The organism is Vibrio sp. R11-SG3-ISO3-SZ (genome assembly GCF_059834345.1).
In genome coordinates this window covers 1-17,279 of the sequence record NZ_JCBDGX010000050.1, presented here as the reverse complement: position 1 = coordinate 17,279, position 17,279 = coordinate 1, and the positions used below count along the sequence as shown (strand labels likewise).

The window sequence follows — 17,279 nt, the reverse complement described above, 5'->3', positions numbered from 1 at the left end:
GACTAGGAGAGTAAGCAATGGGTCAAAAAGTACATCCTAATGGTATTCGTCTAGGCATCGTTAAGCCTTGGAATGCTACATGGTTTGCTAACACCAAAGAATTCGCTGACAACCTAGACGGCGACTTCAAGGTACGTCAGTTCCTAACTAAGGAACTTTCGAAAGCGTCTCTTTCACGTATCGTTATCGAGCGTCCTGCTAAGAGCATCCGTGTGACTATTCACACTGCTCGTCCAGGCGTTGTTATCGGTAAGAAAGGTGAAGACGTTGAGAAGCTACGCGCAGCTGTAGCTAAAATTGCAGGTGTACCAGCGCAAATTAACATCGCTGAAGTACGTAAGCCTGAACTGGATGCGCAACTTGTTGGTGACAGCATCGCGTCTCAGCTAGAGCGTCGTGTGATGTTCCGTCGTGCTATGAAGCGCGCGGTACAAAACGCAATGCGTCTAGGTGCTAAAGGTATCAAAGTGGAAGTAAGCGGTCGTCTAGGCGGCGCTGAAATCGCACGTTCAGAGTGGTACCGTGAAGGCCGTGTGCCTCTACACACTCTACGTGCTGACATTGATTACGCAACTTCTTCGGCTCACACCCAATACGGTGTAATCGGCATTAAAGTTTGGATCTTCAAAGGTGAGATCCTAGGCGGCATGCCAGCAGCTAACGCTGTAGAGCCTAAAGGCGACAAGCCTAAGAAGCAGCGCAAAGGCCGTAAGTAAGGAGTCGACAGATGCTACAACCTAAACGTACTAAGTTCCGTAAGGTTCAGACTGGTCGTAACCGTGGTCTAGCTAAAGGTACTGATGTAAGCTTCGGCGAATTCGGTCTTAAAGCTGTTGGCCGTGGTCGTCTAACTGCTCGTCAAATCGAAGCGGCACGTCGTGCAATGACACGTCACGTTAAGCGTCAAGGTAAAATCTGGATCCGTGTGTTCCCAGACAAGCCTATCACAGAGAAACCACTTGAAGTTCGTCAAGGTAAGGGTAAAGGTAACGTTGAGTACTGGGTAGCCCAAATCCAACCTGGTAAGGTGATGTACGAAATGGGTGGTGTACCTGAAGAATTGGCACGTGAAGCGTTCCGCCTAGCGGCTCGTAAACTGCCATTCAAGACGACATTTGTAACTAAGCAGGTGATGTGATGAAAGCACAAGATCTACGCGAAAAAAGCGTTGAAGAGCTAAATGCAGAGCTTCTAGGTTTGCTACGTGAACAGTTCAACTTGCGCATGCAAGCTGCGACTGGTCAACTACAGCAAACTCATACTCTGAAAGCTGTACGCCGTGATATCGCACGTGTGAAAACTGTTTTGACTGAGAAGGCAGGCGCATAATGAGCGAAGTAAAACGTACTCAACAAGGTCGTGTAATCAGCGACAAGATGGACAAGTCTATCACTGTTGCTATCGAGCGTTTCGTAAAACACCCAATTTACGGTAAGTTCGTAAAACGCACGACAAAAGTACACGCACATGACGAGAACAACGAATGTGGCCTAGGCGACAAAGTTGAAATCGCAGAGTGTCGTCCACTGTCTAAGACTAAGTCTTGGACTTTGGTGAAAGTTGTAGAAAAAGCGAAGATGTAATCTCGTTAATTCTATGATGAAACGGCTCCAAAAAGTTTTTTTGGGGCCGTTTATTTTTTGACTACCCAAGTGAAAAAAAGGGTGGTACAATTCGCGTCCCTTTTAAAGAGGCAGCCCGACCCGTGAGGGTCTAGTTTTTTTATATATTTAGCGGAGCACTAACATGATCCAAATGCAAAGTATGCTGGACGCAGCTGATAACTCAGGCGCTCGCAGCGTAATGTGTATTAAGGTTCTGGGTGGCTCTCACCGCCGTTATGCACATATCGGTGACATCATCAAAGTTACTGTTAAGGAAGCAATTCCTCGCGGTAAAGTTAAAAAAGGTGATGTACTGAAGGCGGTGGTAGTTCGCACCCGTAAAGGCGTACGTCGTCCAGACGGTTCTGTCATTCGCTTCGACCGTAATGCTTGCGTACTGTTAAATGACAATACTGAGCAACCAATCGGTACACGTATCTTTGGTCCTGTGACACGCGAACTTCGTAACGATAAGTTCATGAAGATCGTTTCACTGGCTCCAGAAGTTCTGTAAGGAGCACGTAAAGATGGCAGCTAAAATCCGTCGTAATGACGAAGTAATCGTTCTTGCTGGTAAAGATAAAGGCAAGAAAGGTAAAGTAACTAAGGTCCTAGCTACTGGTAAAGTTATCGTTGAAGGTATCAACCTTGTTAAGAAACACCAGAAACCTGTTCCTGCTATGGGTATCCAAGGCGGTATCGTAGAGCAAGAAGCAGCAATCGACGTTTCTAACGTGGCGATTTTCAACGCAGCTACTGGTAAAGCTGACCGTATCGGTTTCCGTATCGAAGATGGCAAGAAAGTTCGTTTCTTCAAGTCTAACGGCGAAACTGTTTCTAACTAATAGAAAGTAATTTGGAGTTCTACTATGGCGAAACTGCATGATTACTACAAGTCGTCTGTAGTCGCTGAACTGACCAAACAGTTCGGTTACTCAAGCGTCATGCAAGTCCCTAGAATCGAGAAAATCACCCTTAACATGGGTGTTGGTGAAGCAATCAACGACAAGAAACTGCTAGAAAACGCAGCATCTGATATGGCAACGATCTCTGGTCAAAAGCCACTTATCACTAAAGCGCGTAAATCTGTTGCAGGCTTCAAAATTCGTGAAGGCTACCCTATCGGTTGTAAAGTAACCTTGCGTGGCGAACGTATGTGGGATTTTCTTGAGCGTCTAATTTCGATCGCTCTTCCACGTGTACGTGACTTCCGTGGTGTTAGCGCTAAGTCTTTTGACGGTCGCGGTAACTACAGCATGGGCGTTCGCGAGCAAATCATCTTCCCGGAAATCGACTTTGATAAAGTTGATCGAGTACGCGGTCTAGACATCACTATTACGACGTCTGCTGGTACTGATGAGGAAGGCCGTGCTCTGCTGGCTGCCTTTAACTTCCCATTCCGTAAGTAAGGTGAAGGGTTACTGTTATGGCTAAAAATTCTATGAAAGCACGTGAAGCAAAGCGTGCGAAGCTTGTAGCTAAGTTCGCTGAAAAGCGTGCGGCTCTTAAAGCTATCATCAGCGATGTAAACGCATCTGAAGAAGATCGTTGGGATGCAGTGCTTAAACTGCAAACTCTTCCACGTGATTCAAGTGCATCACGTCAGCGCAACCGTTGTAACCAAACTGGTCGTCCACACGGTTACCTACGTAAGTTCGGTCTAAGCCGTATCAAAGTTCGCGAAGCTTGCATGAAAGGCGAGATTCCTGGACTTCGTAAGGCTAGCTGGTAATTGCCACTTAATCATTTGGAGTAAATCATATGAGCATGCAAGATCCGATTTCGGATATGCTGACCCGCATTCGTAACGGTCAGGCAGCAGACAAAGTCTCTGTTAAAATGCCTTCTTCAAAGCTTAAAGTTGCAATTGCTGCACTACTAAAAGCTGAAGGTTACATCGTTGATTTCGCTGTTGAAGGCGAAGTAAAACCTGAGCTAGAAGTTACTCTTAAGTACTTCCAAGCGAAACCAGTAATCGAGCAACTTAAACGTGTTTCTCGTCCAGGTCTACGTGTTTACAAGAAGAAAGATGAACTTCCTTCTGTAATGGGTGGTCTTGGTGTTGCTATCGTTTCAACTTCCAAGGGTCTGATGTCAGACCGTGCTGCACGTAAAGCAGGTCTTGGTGGTGAAATCATCGCTTACGTAGCGTAATAGGAGTAGAAAATGTCTCGTGTTGCTAAAGCACCTGTCGCTATTCCAGCTGGCGTAGAGGTGAAACTGAACGGCCAAGAAATCACTGTAAAAGGTGCGAAGGGCGAACTAACTCGCGTTCTTAACGACGCTGTTGTTATCGCTCAGGAAGAGAACAACCTTACTTTCGGTCCTAAAGAAGGTGTTGCTAACGCATGGGCTCAAGCAGGTACTGCTCGCGCTCTAGTGAACAACATGGTTGTTGGTGTTACTGAAGGCTTTACCAAGAAGCTAACTCTTAAAGGTGTTGGTTACCGTGCTGCTATCAAAGGCAACGCTGTAGGTCTAACACTAGGCTTCTCTCACCCAGTTGAGCACGAGTTGCCAGCGGGTATCAAAGCTGAGTGTCCAAGCCAAACTGAAATTGTTATCACTGGTTGTGACAAACAACTAGTTGGTCAAGTTGCGGCTGACATTCGTTCTTACCGTGAGCCTGAGCCATACAAAGGCAAAGGTGTTCGTTACGCAGATGAAAATGTGCGTACTAAAGAAGCTAAGAAGAAGTAAGGTAACACTATGGATAAGAAAGCATCTCGCATCCGTCGTGCTACACGCGCACGTCGTAAGATTGCAGAACTGGGTGCAACTCGCCTAGTAGTACACCGTACTCCTCGTCACGTGTACGCACAGGTTATCGCATCAAACGGCTCTGAGGTAATCGCAGCAGCTTCTACTGTAGAAAAAGCGATCCGTGAGCAAGTGAAGAACACTGGTAACATCGATGCAGCAAAAGCAGTAGGTAAAGCTATTGCAGAGCGCGCGCTTGAAAAAGGCGTTGACGCAGTTGCATTTGATCGTTCTGGTTTCCAATACCACGGTCGAGTAGCGGCGCTAGCAGAATCTGCTCGCGAAGCTGGTCTGAAATTCTAAGGTAGGGTTGGAAGATGGCTAAAGAACAACAAGTTCAAGCGAATGATTTGCAAGAAAAGCTAATCGCAGTTAACCGTGTATCTAAAACGGTTAAAGGCGGTCGAATCATGAGCTTTACTGCACTAACTGTAGTTGGTGACGGTAACGGTCGCGTAGGTTTCGGTTACGGCAAAGCCCGTGAAGTACCTGCAGCGATTCAAAAAGCAATGGAAAAAGCACGTCGTAACATGACTACGATCGCGCTTAACGAAGGCACACTTTTCCACCCGGTAAAAGGTCGCCACTCGGGCTCTAAAGTTTACATGCAGCCAGCGGCTGAAGGTACAGGTGTTATCGCAGGTGGTGCGATGCGTGCAGTACTAGAAGTAGCAGGTGTACACAACGTACTATCTAAAGCATACGGTTCTACGAACCCTATCAACATCGTTCGTGCGACGATCGATGCGCTAGGTAGCATGAAGTCACCAGACATGGTTGCTGCTAAACGTGGTCTAACTGTTGAATCTATTTCGGAGTAAGAACACCATGGCAACTATTAAAGTTACTCAAACTAAAAGCTCAATTGGTCGCCTACCAAAGCACAAAGCTACTTTGCGTGGTCTGGGCCTTCGTAAAATCAACCATACAGTAGAACTTGAAGATACTCCGTGTGTACGCGGTATGATCAACAAGGTTTACTACATGGTTAAAGTTGAGGAGTAATCAGAATGCGTTTGAATACTCTAGCACCGGCTGCGGGCGCTAAGACTCCTGCGAAGCGAGTTGGCCGTGGTATCGGTTCTGGCCTTGGTAAAACTGGTGGCCGTGGTCACAAAGGTCAAAAATCACGTTCTGGCGGCAGTGTTCGTCCAGGTTTTGAAGGCGGTCAGATGCCTCTAAAACAACGTCTACCTAAGTTCGGTTTCACTTCTCGTAAGAGCCTAGTGTCTGCTGAAGTTCGTCTAGCTGAACTAGCGAAAGTAACAGGTGACGTGGTTGACCTAAACAGCCTTAAAGCTGCTAACGTCATCACTAAGAACATCGAATTTGTAAAAGTTGTTCTTTCTGGTGAAATTAACAAAGCAGTGACTGTTAAAGGTCTACGTGTGACTAAAGGCGCTAAAGCTGCAATCGAAGCTGCAGGCGGTAAAATCGAAGAATAATCTTCGAAGGAAGGGTACAGATGGCTAAAAAACCAGGACAAGATTTTAGTAGTGCAAAGAATGGATTGGCGGAATTAAAGTCGCGTTTATTGTTCGTTTTAGGCGCACTTTTGGTATTCCGTGCAGGTTCCTTTGTACCACTACCTGGTATTGATGCTGCTGTACTTGCCCAATTGTTCGAACAGCAAAAAGGTACCATCGTAGAGATGTTTAACATGTTCTCCGGTGGTGCTCTTGAGCGTGCATCTATATTAGCGTTGGGCATCATGCCGTACATTTCGGCATCGATTGTTGTCCAACTGCTAACTGTAGTTCATCCAGCGTTAGCTGAACTCAAAAAAGAGGGTGAAGCAGGCCGTCGTAAGATAAGCCAATATACACGCTACGGCACGCTTGTACTTGCAACCTTCCAAGCTATTGGTATTGCAACAGGCCTACCAAACATGGTCGACAATCTGGTTGTTATCAACCAAACCATGTTTACGCTTATTGCGACCGTAAGTTTAGTAACCGGTACCATGTTCCTTATGTGGTTAGGTGAACAAATTACAGAGCGCGGAATTGGTAACGGTATCTCGTTGCTGATCTTTGCAGGTATTGTTGCTGGATTGCCTTCGGCAATCGGCCAAACAATTGAGCAAGCGCGTCAAGGTGAATTGCATGTACTTCTTCTGCTGTTGATTGCTGTATTGTCTTTCGCTGTCATTTACTTTGTTGTTTTCATGGAACGTGGTCAACGTCGTATCGTTGTCAACTACGCGAAGCGTCAACAAGGTCGCAAAGTATTTGCTGCGCAAAGTACGCATCTGCCATTAAAAATTAATATGGCCGGTGTTATTCCAGCAATCTTCGCTTCGAGCATTATCCTGTTCCCAGGAACATTGGCTCAGTGGTTCGGTCAGAACGGTGAGAGCAGCGCGTTCGGTTGGTTAACTGACGTGTCTTTGGCTCTTAGCCCAGGTCAACCTCTGTATGTAATGCTTTATGCAGCAGCGATTATTTTCTTCTGTTTCTTCTACACGGCGTTGGTATTCAACCCGCGTGAAACAGCAGATAACTTGAAGAAGTCAGGTGCATTCGTACCCGGCATCCGCCCAGGTGAGCAGACAGCTAAGTACATTGATAAAGTAATGACGCGACTAACCCTTGCGGGCGCGCTTTACATTACCTTTATCTGTCTGATTCCGGAGTTCATGATGGTCGCATGGAACGTACGTTTCTACTTCGGCGGTACATCACTACTTATCGTAGTTGTTGTTATCATGGACTTTATGGCACAGGTACAGACTCATATGATGTCTCAACAATATGATTCTGTGTTGAAGAAAGCGAATCTGAAAGGTTATGGCCGTTAATTCGGCGGTAGTCTCAGATTTCATTTACGGAGTTTAGCAATGAAAGTTCGTGCTTCCGTTAAAAAAATCTGCCGTAACTGTAAAGTTATCAAGCGTAACGGTGTCGTTCGCGTGATTTGCAGTGAGCCAAAGCACAAGCAGCGCCAAGGCTAATTAGCAGAAATTTTTACTTGAAATAGAAGGTTAGGTCGAGTATATTCCTCGGCCTACCTTTTGCGTGCAAAAGAAGTAGTATTCCGCAACGTATCCATAACGGGCTTTGTTGCGGCTAATTCTTTTTAAGAAACACTAGGAGTGAATAATGGCCCGTATTGCAGGCATTAACATTCCTGATCAGAAACATGCTGTGATTGCACTAACGTCAATCTACGGCATCGGTAAAACTCGCTCTCAAGCTATCCTAGCTGAAGTGGGTATTGCTGAAGATGTTAAGATCAGTGAACTAACTGAAGAGCAGATCGATCAACTGCGTGATGGTGTAGCTAAGTACACTGTAGAAGGTGATCTACGTCGTGAAGTATCTATGAACATCAAGCGTCTTATGGACCTTGGTTGTTACCGTGGTCTTCGTCATCGTCGCAGTCTACCACTACGTGGACAGCGTACTAAAACCAACGCTCGCACCCGTAAGGGTCCGCGTAAGCCGATCAAGAAATAATCGGGAAGGTAGAGTACAATGGCTAAACAACCAACTCGCGCTCGTAAGCGCGTACGCAAGCAAGTTGCAGATGGCGTTGCGCACATCCATGCTTCTTTCAACAACACAATCGTAACCATCACTGACCGTCAAGGTAACGCACTAGCTTGGGCTACTGCAGGTGGTTCAGGTTTCCGTGGTTCTCGTAAGTCTACTCCGTTCGCTGCACAGGTTGCTGCTGAGCGTTGTGCTGAAATGGCTAAAGAATACGGTCTAAAGAACTTGGAAGTTATGGTTAAGGGTCCAGGTCCAGGTCGTGAATCTACTGTTCGCGCACTGAACGCTGCTGGTTTCCGCATCACAAACATTGTTGATGCTACACCAATCCCTCATAACGGTTGTCGTCCACCTAAGAAACGTCGCGTATAACGTTTTTTAGATTACTGGAGAAAGATCATGGCAAGATATTTGGGTCCTAAGCTGAAGCTTAGCCGTCGCGAAGGTACTGACTTATTCCTTAAGTCTGGTGTACGCGCGATCGATACCAAGTGTAAAATTGATAACGCACCAGGTGTACACGGCGCTCGTCGCGGTCGTCTATCTGAGTATGGCGTTCAGCTTCGTGAGAAGCAAAAAGTTCGTCGTATGTACGGCGTTCTAGAAAAACAATTCCGTAACTACTACAAAGAAGCTGCTCGCCTTAAAGGCAACACAGGTGAAAACCTGCTTCAGCTTCTTGAAGGTCGTCTTGATAACGTAGTTTACCGCATGGGCTTTGGTGCAACTCGCGCAGAAGCACGTCAGCTAGTTAGCCACAAAGCTATTCTAGTTAACGGTAAAGTGGTAAACGTTCCTTCTTTCAAAGTTGCGGCTAACGACGTTGTTTCTATTCGCGAAAAAGCGAAACAGCAATCTCGCATCAAAGGTGCACTAGAAGTTGCTGAACAACGCGAAAAACCAACTTGGATTGAAGTAGATGGCACTAAGATGGAAGGTACGTTCAAGCGTCTGCCTGAGCGTTCTGATCTGTCTGCTGACATCAACGAACAACTGATCGTCGAGCTTTACTCTAAGTAAGGTTTAAACTAAAGAGAGGACACAATGCAGGGTTCTGTAACAGAATTTCTTAAGCCACGTCTGGTTGACATCGAACAAGTCAGCACGACACACGCAAAAGTAACTCTTGAGCCATTAGAGCGTGGCTTTGGTCACACTCTAGGTAATGCACTTCGCCGTATTTTACTTTCGTCTATGCCAGGTTGCGCAGTGACTGAAGTTGAAATTGAAGGCGTTCTGCACGAGTACAGCACTAAAGAAGGCGTTCAAGAAGATATTCTTGAAATTCTTCTAAACCTTAAAGGTTTGGCTGTTCGCGTTGCCGAAGGCAAAGATGAAGTGTTTATTACACTGAACAAATCAGGCTCAGGCCCTGTGGTTGCAGGTGACATCACCCATGATGGTGATGTAGAGATCGCTAACCCAGAACACGTAATTTGTCACCTAACGGATGACAACGCTGAGATCGCTATGCGTATCAAAGTTGAACGTGGTCGCGGTTACGTTCCAGCTTCAGCTCGTATCCATACTGAAGAAGATGAGCGTCCAATTGGCCGCCTACTGGTTGACGCTACGTACAGCCCAGTAGACAAGATTGCTTACGCTGTTGAAGCCGCTCGTGTAGAGCAGCGTACAGACTTAGACAAGCTTGTTATCGACATGGAAACGAACGGAACTCTAGACCCTGAGGAAGCAATCCGTCGCGCAGCAACTATTCTTGCTGAGCAATTGGATGCGTTCGTAGATCTTCGTGATGTACGTGTACCTGAGGAGAAGGAAGAGAAGCCAGAATTCGATCCGATCCTACTGCGTCCTGTAGACGATCTTGAACTAACAGTTCGCTCTGCTAACTGTCTGAAAGCAGAAGCGATTCACTACATCGGTGATCTTGTACAGCGCACTGAGGTTGAGCTACTTAAAACGCCAAACCTTGGTAAAAAATCTCTTACTGAGATTAAAGACGTACTTGCATCACGTGGTCTGTCTCTGGGCATGCGCCTAGAAAACTGGCCACCAGCGTCTATCGCTGAAGATTAATCGATACTAGTTAGAAGGATTAGGTCATGCGCCATCGTAAGAGTGGTCGTCAACTCAACCGCAACAGCTCACATCGCAAAGCGATGTTCAGCAACATGGCTAGCTCTCTAGTACGTCATGAAGTTATCAAGACTACTTTGCCAAAAGCAAAAGAGCTACGTCGCGTAGTTGAGCCTTTGATTACACTAGCTAAGACTGACAGCGTTGCTAACCGTCGTCTAGCATTTGCACGTACTCGTGACAACGAAGTAGTTGCAAAACTATTTAACGAACTAGGTCCACGTTTTGCTGCTCGTCAGGGCGGTTACACTCGTATCCTAAAAGCTGGCTTCCGTGCTGGTGATAAAGCTCCAATGGCTTACATTGAGCTTGTTGATCGCCCAGCTGCTGAAGAAGCTGCTGAGTAATCAGTTCGTATAACGAAAAAGCCGAGCGTTAGCTCGGCTTTTTTGTGCCTGTCGTATAGGTAATGTCTCTGTACGTTATCTCATCGAGACATCAAGATTTAATGCAGAGCACCACTCTACTCACTGACGACTATTCTAAATCGGTCCAGAGTCCACCGAGTGAACCTAATAGACTGTCACTGGCGCCTTGGTCGCTAAGATAGCCAAGGATTACAGGCGCAAATTGGCTGATCATCGAAGGGTCCAGACCCACTTTTTCAAAGACGCCGCGCACCGCCTCGATACTTTCAAGTTGACTAAAGAGCCCACCCGCATCGTTGAGTTGCGAGAGGCCAGGTACTAAAGACTCTAATTCGTTGCTGTTTTCAGAAGATAACTGACTTTGTGCGAACGCCAACAGTGCGCCGCCGCCCGCTGTCGCTTGTTCGCTGGTCACAGGAAGCTGACTGGTCAACAGCTCGCTTATTGGTGAAGATTGCAGGTTGAGCCCTTGGCTAACCATGTCCATAAAACCCTCTTGGCTTGATTTTTCAGTAATGGAATTGAGAAAGGCGTGCGCTTGTCCGGCAGACAGAGCCAGCAGCGCCGCAGTAAGAAGGTGTTTGCGCATAGAGCCTCCATGCAGTGTTCGCTTTAACACTCTGATAGGCCAGAGTGATTGAATGGATCAATGGGTATATTGCTTCCATAAGCGATACTTGTATCACACTCATCTCACAGTGAATAGAGCCATCTCTGCGTCAAGATGAAAAAAAGCGGCGCTCATAGAGCACCGCTGTCTGTCTTGAACTTTCGGCTGTTCTGCCAGGCTATTACAGGATAGCCAGCAATTCGACTTCGAAGACCAAGGCTGCGAATGGAGGGATCGCCGCACCAGCGCCGCGCTCACCATAGGCAAGGTCTTGAGGAATATACAGTTTCCACTTTGAGCCAACAGGCATCAGTTGTAGGGCTTCTACCCAACCTTTGATCACGCCAGTAACTGGGAATTCTGCTGGTTGGCCACGAGACACTGAGCTGTCAAATACCGTACCGTCAGTCAATTCACCGTGGTAGTGAACGCGAACTTGCTTGTCTGAAGTTGGGATTTCACCCGTACCTTCAGTGATGATTTCGTACTGAAGACCTGACTCTAGTACGGTCACTTCTGGACGTAGAGCGTTGTCTTTTAGGAAGGCTTCGCCATCTGCCGCCGCCGCTTTTGCCGCTTCTTGACGTACTGCTTCTGCACGAGTGTGCAGCTCTTGCAGCGCTTTGTTGATTTCGTCTACTTCGATTGCTGGCATGTCACCAACCAATGCTGTTGCGATACCCGCAGCAATGGCGTCAACGTTTAGGCCGTCAAGACCAGAACCCGCAAGTTGTTGACCCATTTGTAGGCCGATTCCGTAGCTGGCTTTTTGCTCTACAGTTTCAAATTTCACTTCAGACATGATGTCTCTCTTGTTGGGTGTATAAAGTCATCAAGTCTACCAGTTCTCACACAGTGATGAAACGATAGCGCCCTTTTAACTGTCACTCTCGGGGGAGAATAACCATCACTCTCGGGGTGAAATGCGCCTATCGATGAGAATTCCGTGAGATTTGACCGAGTTATTACTTAACGCGCGCAAAATCCCTATACTCGGTTGATTATCATTTTTATACTTGGGGCAGGGTAGTATTGGGAGAAATAGGGCGATGAATCGCAGAAAGAAGAAACCACAACGTGTCGATTATGCTGAGGTATTGAAAACACAGTTGGCGCGCTTTCGTCATTCAAACCCGTTGGGCGCACTCAAGCTGAAAAAGCAAGGGCCTAGTCAGCCCGACTCAAGCACGCCTGAGACGAACCCATCGTCTCCCCTTGGGGCTAAATGGCGCACGTTACCCGAGCAAGGCAAGGCGCTTTGGCATCGTCTACCTAAGTGGCATCAACGTGGGTTGATGGTACTGGTTCCACTACTTGTCATTTTGCTGATGTTGCCCACATCACAGTCGACACCGGAGACGGCTTCGGTGCAGGTTGCGTCACCTCAACGTGTCTCCATTGATATCAACACCACCTCACTGAGCCAGCAAAGCTCAACGCCAGTCTCACATCAAGAACAAGTAACAAACCCAAGACAAGTCACGAACCCGTGGCAAGAAGATACGGTGAAAAGTGGCGATACCCTAGCTGAGATGTTTCGACGCAATGGGCTCTCAATGGCGGACTTAAACGCACTCGTCAAAGTCGAGGGGCAAGATAAACCGCTTAGTCAAATTCGCCAAGGCCAGTTGGTGCGCTACAAAGTGACCGATGAAGGTCAGCTTGATATTCTTCAGCTTGAGAAAAATCAGCAATCGGTGATGTTCTTTAGGTTATCAGATGGTGGATTTGGCCGCAGTAAGTAATCACTTACCCTCTGCCCGCTACCCATTCCCCTTTGCCCCTCAAGCCCCACTCTCTCGCTTCATATCAATATGAGGGATGCCATCTTCGAGATAGACCTCAGAGGTGGCAACAAATCCATATCGGCCATAGAAGGCACTTAAGTGCTCCTGCGCGCCGATTTCAATTGCGCTGTTTGGCCACAAACGTTGGCATTGATGAATCGCTTGCTCCAACAGTTGATGACCCAGCCCGTTGCCACGCGCTTTTTCATGTGTCGCCACTCGGCCAATACTGACGCTCGGATAACTGATCCCCGCAGGCAGTAAGCGCGCGCAGGCGACCAGTTGGCCTTGCTCATAACCCAGTAGGTGATACACCCCCGTGATTGGGTCTTTGTCATCGAGCTCGGGGTATGGGCAGGTTTGTTCGACCACAAACACATCCACTCTTAGTTTGAGTAATTGATACAGTTCGTGGTTGCTCAAAGCTTCAAAGGTACGCAGTTGCCAATCCATCGGACACCTATTGGTGGTAAATAAGGGACGCCATCATATCAACCTGAGATAAGTGGCTGCAATATTAACGATCTTTGTAAAATAGAGAGAAAAAAGCCGCAGTGACTGCGGCTTAATGAAAGACGCTCTGATTGAGCAAAGTGCTATTTTTGCAGATCGATTTGGTAGACCGCAAAGCCTACATCATCATTCTCAACGAAGGCCATTGGATATTGACCTTTATCTGCGATGAACTTAGCTGCCTTTTCACCCGGTGAGGTTTCGAAACGGATATCGAGTTTTTTATCCGATTGGATAGGGGCGAAAGACCAGTTGTTGTCTGCGCTTGGTACAAACTCACCGTTTTCTTCACTGACGCGGGTAATGTACGCAGCCACAACCGAGCGGTTTTCATCTGGCGAGTCAAACGCAACAAACTCGGCACCTGTGCCTGGGAACTTGTTGCTGTACGCACGGTAGTTGTTGGTCGCAATGATAAATGGCTGTTTCAGATCAATCGCTTTCCCTTGATAAGTCAAACCGACGATACGCTCAGCATCTTCATTGATGACGTTACAGTTGCCGTCGTATTTCGCTGGCTGGGTCACATCAATCTGGTAGTTAACCCCATCAATGACGTCAAAGTTGTAAGTACGGAAGCCATCCCAATCAATCAGGCTTTGTGCGGCGCTGCTGTTGGTATCGATCTGTTTAAATTGACCGGCGCTACACTCTAGCCACTCTTTCACTTCGTGACCGCTGACTTTCATCGCCACCAAGGTATTCGGGTAGAGATAGAGATCCGCAGCGTTACGGAAGGTCAACTGACCTGACTCCACTTCGGTGTAGTTATTCGGATCGTTTTTACGACCGCCCGCTTTAAATGGCGCTGCCGCTGAGAGCACAGGGATGTCTGATAAATCAGGATCGCCTTGGATAAAGCGCTCAACGTAATCTTTTTGTGCAAGGTTGACGATTTGTACGGTGGGATCGTCTTGCACCAAGGCGAGGAAGCTGTACATCACGTCGCTGGCTTTACCAATCGGCTGATTGACAAAGTCGCGCGTCGCTTTGTGGTCTGCTTCAAGCGCTTTGACGATACCGGCATCCGCGTCGACGATAGGCTGTTTAGTCGCTGAATCAAAGATTGGGCGTGCTTCGGACTGGCCTTTCACCACCACCCACTGCTCACCTTCTTGCTTAAGCTCTAGGTCAATCACACCAACGTGGCTGCCCCAACGTCCTGGCATGACGGCGGCAACGCCGTTGATGGTACCCATTTCATTATCCACACCTTGGATGTTTTCAAAGCCTTTCCCTGGGAAGACGGCGTGCGAGTGACCAAACGCAATCGCATCAATGCCTTCTACTTCAGAGAGATAGTAAGTGGAGTTTTCTGCGCCCATTTTGTGCGGATCAGAGGATACGCCTGAGTGCGGGATGGCGACAATCACATCTGCGCCTTCAGCCTTCATTTGTGGCACTAGGGCCATCGCTGATTCTTTGATGTCTTTGGCAAACACTTTGCCTTCGAGGTTTTTCTTATCCCACACCATGATTTGTGGCGGTACGAAGCCGATGTAGCCGACTTTGATCTCGTGCTCGACACCATCGACATCTTTAAACATGTGCGACTTAATCAGGTAAGGTTTGAAGTAGTGCTCACCGGTTTTTTGGTCAAAAACGTTTGCGCTGACATAAGGGAACTCGGCACCTTCCAGCGATTTTGCCAGAAACTCTAAGCCGTAGTTGAACTCGTGGTTACCGATGTTACCCACATCGTAGCCAAGCTGATTCATTGCCTTGTAAACAGGGTGAACTTCGCCCTTCTCAATGCCTTTGGCCGCCATGTAGTCACCCATTGGGCTGCCTTGAATCAAATCACCGTTATCAACCAAGACGCTGTTTTCGACTTCACTGCGCGCGGCTTTGACTAAGGTTGCGGCGCGAGTCAAACCAATCTTTTGTGACGGTTTGTCTTTGTAGTAGTCGTAATCCATCACGTTGGTGTGGATGTCGGTGGTCTCGATAATGCGAAGTTTGATGGTTTCTGCCATCGCTGGGCTGGCCATAACCAGCATCCCGCTAAGGACAGCCAGAGAGAGAGGTTTCACTGCTACGTTCATTTTTTGCTCCGATGAGGGGGGTCAACAGTACTGCATAATGTAACAAAGTTGTATGAAACAAGAATTTCATTCATCAGGAAAACGTGATCTTAACCGTTGGTATCAACGGGTTGTGGTGCCCAACTCTCACTTTTTGCCTCGATTCGGTGTCACAAGAATCGTCTCTTATCAGCAATTGGTATAAAAAATGAAATTTTAGAATTTCAGGTAATATGTTCGCAGCGCCATAATGCCATCCATAGATTAGCAAAAGGATGACGTTATGGCGCACAAGGAAACTGTCTCTCCCTTTCCACTTCGCCAGCCCCAAGTCGAGCGCAACCTACCGCCGTTGCACGCAATGGGCCGCAGTGGTTTGAAAGCCGGTGAAGTGGCATTGGTTGGCGCAGGGCCAGGCGATGTGGAGTTGCTGACGCTCAAAGCGTTGCGCTTTTTACAGCAGGCCGATGTGGTGCTGTATGACTACTTGGTGTCAGACGAGATCATGGCGCTCGTGCCAAGCGACACCATTTTGGTCTGCGTCGGCAAACGTGCGGGTCACCACAGCGTACCGCAAGAGAAAACCAATCAACTGTTGGTCGATTTTGCTCAGCAAGGGCACAAAGTCGTGCGCATTAAAGGTGGCGATCCGTTTATTTTTGGTCGCGGCGGAGAGGAGCTCGAAGTGTTGGCTGACGCGGGTATCGCCTTTCATGTGGTACCAGGGATCACCGCTGCTGCTGGCGCGACGGCCTACGCAGGCATTCCATTGACGCACCGAGATTACGCTCAGTCGGCGATGTTTATTACCGGTCATCTCAAAGCCGAACGTGATGAGATGGATTGGTCGACATTGGCGCGTGGCAATCAAACGCTAGTCATCTATATGGGGCTGATGAAGTCCGATTGCATCCAAAGCCAGTTGATTACGCATGGCCGCGCCGCGCACACGCCAATTGCCATTATCGAGCGTGGTACGCAGCAAGCCCAACGCGTACTGAAAGGTCAATTGAGCGATTTGAGTGAATTGGCCAAAAGCGCCGAGTCCCCGTCATTGATTGTGATCGGTGAAGTGGTGGCGTTGTCCGAAAAGCTCGATTGGTTTGCCCGCGAGCAAACCGAGGCGCCCATAAGCCAACTTGGCCGCCAGAGCGCATAGCGCTTAATTTTTGCACATCACCCTGAATTTAATAGTCAGAAGCTCAACGCGAGCCGTAAAGGAAGCACCAACATGGACCAAGAACGTTTAACTCACCTCAAGCAACTGGAAGCGGAGAGTATTCATATCATCCGCGAAGTTGCCGCTGAGTTTGATAACCCTGTGATGATGTACTCCATCGGTAAAGACTCCTCAGTAATGCTGCATCTTGCGCGTAAAGCGTTTTACCCAGGCAAGATCCCATTTCCATTGCTGCACGTCGATACCGACTGGAAGTTTAGAGAAATGATCGAATTTCGCGATAGAACCGCGAAGAAGTATGGCTTTGAGCTTTTGGTCCATAAGAACCCAGAAGGTCTGGCGATGGGCATCAACCCATTCGATCATGGCTCTTCGAAACACACGGACATCATGAAAACCCAAGGGTTAAAGCAGGCGCTGAACAAATACGGCTTTGACGCTGCCTTTGGCGGTGCCCGCCGTGACGAAGAGAAGTCTCGAGCGAAAGAGCGCGTCTACTCATTTCGAGATAAAAACCACACCTGGGACCCGAAAAACCAGCGTCCAGAGCTATGGCGCACCTATAACGGTCAAATCAACAAAGGCGAAAGTATTCGTGTGTTCCCACTGTCGAACTGGACTGAGCTCGACATCTGGCAATACATCTACTTAGAGAACATCGAGATTGTGCCTTTGTACTTGGCGGATACGCGTCCTGTTGTTGAGCGTGATGGCATGTTGATCATGGTCGATGACGAGCGCATGAAGCTGCAACCGGGTGAAGTGGTGGAAGAGAAAAGCGTGCGTTTTCGTACCTTGGGTTGTTACCCACTGACTGGGGCGATTGAGTCCACCGCCAACAC

At 47.8% G+C, this 17,279-nt stretch carries 28 protein-coding genes; 24 read left to right on the top strand and 4 right to left on the bottom strand.

Going from position 1 to position 17,279, the window contains the following annotated elements; genetic code table 11:
- Positions 1-17: 17 nt before the first annotated feature.
- From rpsC to rplQ, 21 genes are all read left to right on the top strand, one after another.
- Positions 18-716 (top strand): 30S ribosomal protein S3, encoded by a 699-nt coding sequence (rpsC, locus tag AC6R1O_RS06735; RefSeq protein ID WP_334554625.1) that lies wholly within the window; start codon positions 18-20, stop codon positions 714-716.
- A gap of 11 nt (positions 717-727) precedes the next feature.
- Positions 728-1,138: a 50S ribosomal protein L16 gene (gene rplP / locus AC6R1O_RS06730; protein WP_005379577.1), complete on the top strand. Its 411-nt coding sequence runs from the start codon at positions 728-730 to the stop codon at positions 1,136-1,138.
- Positions 1,138-1,329: a 50S ribosomal protein L29 gene (gene rpmC, locus AC6R1O_RS06725; protein ID WP_334554623.1), complete on the top strand. Its 192-nt coding sequence runs from the start codon at positions 1,138-1,140 to the stop codon at positions 1,327-1,329. The genes rplP and rpmC overlap by 1 nt, the downstream gene beginning before the upstream one ends.
- A complete protein-coding gene (gene rpsQ / locus AC6R1O_RS06720; protein ID WP_500627519.1) occupies positions 1,329-1,583 on the top strand; it encodes a 30S ribosomal protein S17 in 255 nt (84 codons plus the stop codon). The genes rpmC and rpsQ overlap by 1 nt, the downstream gene beginning before the upstream one ends.
- 163 nt (positions 1,584-1,746) lie before the next feature.
- Positions 1,747-2,118 (top strand): 50S ribosomal protein L14, encoded by a 372-nt coding sequence (gene rplN, locus AC6R1O_RS06715; protein ID WP_334554619.1) that lies wholly within the window; start codon positions 1,747-1,749, stop codon positions 2,116-2,118.
- Positions 2,119-2,131: 13 nt separating this feature from the next.
- On the top strand, positions 2,132-2,449 hold the full coding sequence (gene rplX, locus AC6R1O_RS06710; protein ID WP_334554617.1) for a 50S ribosomal protein L24: 318 nt from the start codon (positions 2,132-2,134) through the stop codon (positions 2,447-2,449).
- Positions 2,450-2,473: 24 nt separating this feature from the next.
- On the top strand, positions 2,474-3,013 hold the full coding sequence (gene rplE / locus AC6R1O_RS06705; protein WP_334554615.1) for a 50S ribosomal protein L5: 540 nt from the start codon (positions 2,474-2,476) through the stop codon (positions 3,011-3,013).
- A 17-nt stretch (positions 3,014-3,030) separates the two neighbouring features.
- Positions 3,031-3,336: a 30S ribosomal protein S14 gene (gene rpsN, locus AC6R1O_RS06700; RefSeq protein ID WP_334554612.1), complete on the top strand. Its 306-nt coding sequence runs from the start codon at positions 3,031-3,033 to the stop codon at positions 3,334-3,336.
- A 29-nt stretch (positions 3,337-3,365) separates the two neighbouring features.
- The gene (gene rpsH / locus AC6R1O_RS06695; RefSeq protein WP_500627520.1) at positions 3,366-3,758 is read left to right on the top strand and encodes a 30S ribosomal protein S8; all 393 of its coding nucleotides are present in this window, start codon (positions 3,366-3,368) and stop codon (positions 3,756-3,758) included.
- A gap of 12 nt (positions 3,759-3,770) precedes the next feature.
- A complete protein-coding gene (gene rplF, locus AC6R1O_RS06690; RefSeq protein ID WP_334554608.1) occupies positions 3,771-4,304 on the top strand; it encodes a 50S ribosomal protein L6 in 534 nt (177 codons plus the stop codon).
- 9 nt (positions 4,305-4,313) lie between these two features.
- On the top strand, positions 4,314-4,667 hold the full coding sequence (rplR, locus tag AC6R1O_RS06685) for a 50S ribosomal protein L18 (RefSeq protein WP_334554606.1): 354 nt from the start codon (positions 4,314-4,316) through the stop codon (positions 4,665-4,667).
- Between the two features lie 14 nt (positions 4,668-4,681).
- Positions 4,682-5,185, top strand: a complete 504-nt coding sequence (gene rpsE, locus AC6R1O_RS06680; protein ID WP_500627521.1) for a 30S ribosomal protein S5 — start codon at positions 4,682-4,684, stop codon at positions 5,183-5,185.
- Between the two features lie 7 nt (positions 5,186-5,192).
- Entirely contained in the window at positions 5,193-5,369 is a 177-nt protein-coding gene (gene rpmD, locus AC6R1O_RS06675; protein ID WP_000201159.1) for a 50S ribosomal protein L30, read from the top strand.
- A 5-nt stretch (positions 5,370-5,374) separates the two neighbouring features.
- Complete coding sequence (gene rplO, locus AC6R1O_RS06670) at positions 5,375-5,809, top strand: 50S ribosomal protein L15 (RefSeq protein ID WP_500627522.1); 435 nt, start codon at positions 5,375-5,377, stop codon at positions 5,807-5,809.
- A gap of 20 nt (positions 5,810-5,829) precedes the next feature.
- Positions 5,830-7,164: a preprotein translocase subunit SecY gene (secY, locus tag AC6R1O_RS06665; RefSeq protein WP_500627523.1), complete on the top strand. Its 1,335-nt coding sequence runs from the start codon at positions 5,830-5,832 to the stop codon at positions 7,162-7,164.
- Positions 7,165-7,203: 39 nt separating this feature from the next.
- Positions 7,204-7,317, top strand: a complete 114-nt coding sequence (gene rpmJ, locus AC6R1O_RS06660; protein WP_000868186.1) for a 50S ribosomal protein L36 — start codon at positions 7,204-7,206, stop codon at positions 7,315-7,317.
- 148 nt (positions 7,318-7,465) lie between these two features.
- On the top strand, positions 7,466-7,822 hold the full coding sequence (gene rpsM / locus AC6R1O_RS06655) for a 30S ribosomal protein S13 (RefSeq protein WP_005435100.1): 357 nt from the start codon (positions 7,466-7,468) through the stop codon (positions 7,820-7,822).
- An 18-nt stretch (positions 7,823-7,840) separates the two neighbouring features.
- Entirely contained in the window at positions 7,841-8,230 is a 390-nt protein-coding gene (gene rpsK, locus AC6R1O_RS06650; protein ID WP_001118870.1) for a 30S ribosomal protein S11, read from the top strand.
- A gap of 27 nt (positions 8,231-8,257) precedes the next feature.
- Positions 8,258-8,878 (top strand): 30S ribosomal protein S4, encoded by a 621-nt coding sequence (rpsD, locus tag AC6R1O_RS06645; RefSeq protein ID WP_334554596.1) that lies wholly within the window; start codon positions 8,258-8,260, stop codon positions 8,876-8,878.
- A gap of 24 nt (positions 8,879-8,902) precedes the next feature.
- On the top strand, positions 8,903-9,895 hold the full coding sequence (locus AC6R1O_RS06640; RefSeq protein WP_334554594.1) for a DNA-directed RNA polymerase subunit alpha: 993 nt from the start codon (positions 8,903-8,905) through the stop codon (positions 9,893-9,895).
- Positions 9,896-9,921: 26 nt separating this feature from the next.
- Positions 9,922-10,302 (top strand): 50S ribosomal protein L17, encoded by a 381-nt coding sequence (rplQ, locus tag AC6R1O_RS06635; RefSeq protein WP_005383141.1) that lies wholly within the window; start codon positions 9,922-9,924, stop codon positions 10,300-10,302.
- Positions 10,303-10,432: 130 nt separating this feature from the next.
- Here rplQ and AC6R1O_RS06630 read toward each other — a convergent pair whose 3' ends face one another.
- On the bottom strand, positions 10,433-10,912 hold the full coding sequence (locus AC6R1O_RS06630) for a DUF2780 domain-containing protein (RefSeq protein ID WP_500656727.1): 480 nt from the start codon (positions 10,910-10,912) through the stop codon (positions 10,433-10,435).
- 202 nt (positions 10,913-11,114) lie between these two features.
- A complete protein-coding gene (bamJ, locus tag AC6R1O_RS06625; protein ID WP_500627525.1) occupies positions 11,115-11,735 on the bottom strand; it encodes a BamJ family beta-barrel-assembly machinery protein in 621 nt (206 codons plus the stop codon).
- Between the two features lie 247 nt (positions 11,736-11,982).
- Here bamJ and AC6R1O_RS06620 point away from each other — a divergent pair, with 247 nt between their 5' ends.
- Positions 11,983-12,678 carry a LysM-like peptidoglycan-binding domain-containing protein gene (locus tag AC6R1O_RS06620; RefSeq protein ID WP_500627526.1) on the top strand — a complete coding sequence of 232 codons (696 nt, stop codon included), beginning with the start codon at positions 11,983-11,985 and terminating at the stop codon, positions 12,676-12,678.
- 39 nt (positions 12,679-12,717) lie between these two features.
- Here AC6R1O_RS06620 and AC6R1O_RS06615 read toward each other — a convergent pair whose 3' ends face one another.
- The gene (locus AC6R1O_RS06615) at positions 12,718-13,173 is read right to left on the bottom strand and encodes a GNAT family N-acetyltransferase (protein WP_500627527.1); all 456 of its coding nucleotides are present in this window, start codon (positions 13,171-13,173) and stop codon (positions 12,718-12,720) included.
- A 143-nt stretch (positions 13,174-13,316) separates the two neighbouring features.
- Positions 13,317-15,278: a bifunctional 2',3'-cyclic-nucleotide 2'-phosphodiesterase/3'-nucleotidase gene (locus AC6R1O_RS06610; RefSeq protein WP_500627528.1), complete on the bottom strand. Its 1,962-nt coding sequence runs from the start codon at positions 15,276-15,278 to the stop codon at positions 13,317-13,319.
- 262 nt (positions 15,279-15,540) lie between these two features.
- On the opposite strand from AC6R1O_RS06610, the gene cobA reads away from it, so the two are divergent.
- Positions 15,541-16,416, top strand: a complete 876-nt coding sequence (gene cobA, locus AC6R1O_RS06605) for a uroporphyrinogen-III C-methyltransferase (RefSeq protein WP_500632848.1) — start codon at positions 15,541-15,543, stop codon at positions 16,414-16,416.
- A gap of 72 nt (positions 16,417-16,488) precedes the next feature.
- Positions 16,489-17,279, top strand: a 791-nt coding sequence (gene cysD, locus AC6R1O_RS06600) for a sulfate adenylyltransferase subunit CysD (protein WP_500656726.1), incomplete at its 3' end; no start/stop codon positions are given.